The following is a 2,066-nucleotide window of genomic DNA, read 5'->3' as shown; positions in this document are numbered from 1 at the left end:
CGTAAGTGCTCCATGAACCCCACATTCAAAGCGCTTACCTGATGCCCGATGCTGTGCTCCCGATTTCCTTCTGGAGCCAGCCCTGCATGATGCGCCCCGACAGCAAAGTCGAAAAAGTCTACCTCTACCCCAAGCCTGTGGACTTTCGAAAGTCCATCGACGGCCTTACTGCCTTGGTAGAACTGGATATCAAAGTCGCCGTGTTCGACCCCGTGCTCTTCGTCTTCCTCAACAAGGCGCGTAATCGGATCAAAGTGTTGTACTGGGAGCGCAACGGCTTCTGCCTCTGGCTCAAGCGCCTGGAAGCCGAGCGCTTCAAAATGTCGCCTGAGCCCAGCGACGAAGCGATTGTCCTGACCGTCCAAGAACTCAATTGGCTGCTCGACGGTTTCGACCTTTGGCGCAACCGTCCTCATCAGGTTTTGACTCCGCGCTACGTCGCCTGACCCGGTATAATCCGCGGCATGATTTCCGTGCCCGACAATCTCCCAGACGATCCTGCCCTGCTCAAGCAATTATTGCTTGAGAGCTATGCTGCCCGTTTGCGCGAGCAGGAAGTCAATCAGGCCCACATCGTCCAAATTGACGATCTGAAAGAACAAATCAAGTTATGGCGTGACCGTTTCTTTGGCCGCAAGTCCGAGCAAACCGTCGATCCCAAAACGCCGCAACTGGCCATGTTCGATGAAGCGGAAAATGACCCTCTGCTGGCTGTAGTCGATGATGCCAATGAAGAAGTCGTTGTCCCGGTCAAGCGCCGTGGCAAGCGCAAGCCACTGGCGGCTAATCTGCCACGTATCGAAGTTATCCATGAGTTGCCCGAACACGAACTGACCTGCACCTGCGGTTGCCGCAAGCATGTCATCGGCGAAGAAACCAGCGAGCAGCTCGATATCGTGCCGATGCAGATCCGCGTACTCAAACACGTGCGCAAGATCTATGGCTGCCGTGGTTGCGAGACTGCTCCTGTCACTGCTGACAAGCCCGCCCAGTTAATCGAAAAAAGCATGGCCAGCCCAAGCGTGCTGGCCATGCTGCTGACGACCAAGTACGTCGATGGCTTGCCGCTACACAGGTTTGAAAGTGTGCTGTCCCGCCACGGCATCGAGATTCCACGACAAACCCTGGCGCGTTGGGTGATCCAGTGCAGTAAATACTTCCAGCCGCTGTTGAACCTGATGCGTGATCGGCTGCTGGAAAGTCCGGTGATTCATTGCGATGAGACTCGCGTCCAGGTGTTGAAAGAACCGGATCGAGACCCGACCAGCCAATCCTGGATGTGGGTGCAAGCCAGTGGCCCGCCTGATCGACAAGTTGTGCTGTTCGACTACACCACCAGCCGTGCGCAGGAAGTACCATTGCGTCTGCTGCAAGGCTATCGCGGCTATGTGATGACCGACGATTATGCGGGTTACAACGCTTTGGCGTTGCAGCCCGGTATCGAGCGACTGGCATGCATGGTTCACGCGCGCCGCAAGTTCGTCGAAGCACAAAAGGTGCAGCCCAAGGGTAAGACCGGACGAGCCGATGTGGCGCTGACGATGATCAATAAGCTGTATGACATCGAGCGCGACCTCAAGGAGGTCAGCGACGAACAGCGGTTCATCGGTCGCCAGGAAAGAAGCTTACCGATCCTCGGTCAGCTGAAAAGCTGGCTGGACAAGACGTACGCCCAGGTGACGCCGCAAAGCGTATTGGGCAAGGCGGTGCATTACCTGGCAAACAACTGGAGCCGCCTGGAACGGTATGTCGAAGCGGGCCATTTGCCAATCGACAACAACCTGGCAGAGCGCGCGATAAAACCGTTTGTCATTGGGCGTAAGGCTTGGCTGTTCAGTGACACGCCCAAGGGCGCCACGGCAAGTGCGCAGATATACAGCTTGGTCGAGACCGCCAAGGTCAACGGCCAGGAGCCCTATACGTGGCTGCGCCACGTACTTGAGCGCCTGCCGTATGCGTCGTCGGTCTCAGACTACGAAGCCTTGCTGCCATGGAACTGCTCGCCAGAGATACCACGGTAAGCTGAGGCCCTATCTTTTAGAAGGTGGGGTTCATGGATCGCACTC

Annotated in this window: 2 protein-coding genes; both read left to right on the top strand. The window is 56.6% G+C overall.

Annotated elements, in window-relative coordinates; translation table 11 throughout:
* Window positions 1-86: 86 nt before the first annotated feature.
* Window positions 87-446: an IS66 family insertion sequence element accessory protein TnpB gene (tnpB, locus tag DM373_RS28295; protein WP_019437365.1), complete on the top strand. Its 360-nt coding sequence runs from the start codon at window positions 87-89 to the stop codon at window positions 444-446.
* An 18-nt stretch (window positions 447-464) separates the two neighbouring features.
* On the top strand, window positions 465-2,021 hold the full coding sequence (gene tnpC / locus DM373_RS28290) for an IS66 family transposase (RefSeq protein WP_110996603.1): 1,557 nt from the start codon (window positions 465-467) through the stop codon (window positions 2,019-2,021).
* Window positions 2,022-2,066: the final 45 nt, after the last annotated feature.

Source organism: Pseudomonas sichuanensis (genome assembly GCF_003231305.1).
Taxonomy (GTDB): domain Bacteria; phylum Pseudomonadota; class Gammaproteobacteria; order Pseudomonadales; family Pseudomonadaceae; genus Aquipseudomonas; species Aquipseudomonas sichuanensis.
Note: the sequence above shows the minus strand (reverse complement) of the source record. Positions and strands in the feature narration are given on the sequence as shown.

Coding starts and splice junctions, on each gene's coding strand:
- tnpB (WP_019437365.1), top strand. CDS start 87: ATGATGCGCCCCGACAGCAAAGTCGAAAAAGTCTACCTCTACCCCAAG.
- tnpC (WP_110996603.1), top strand. CDS start 465: ATGATTTCCGTGCCCGACAATCTCCCAGACGATCCTGCCCTGCTCAAG.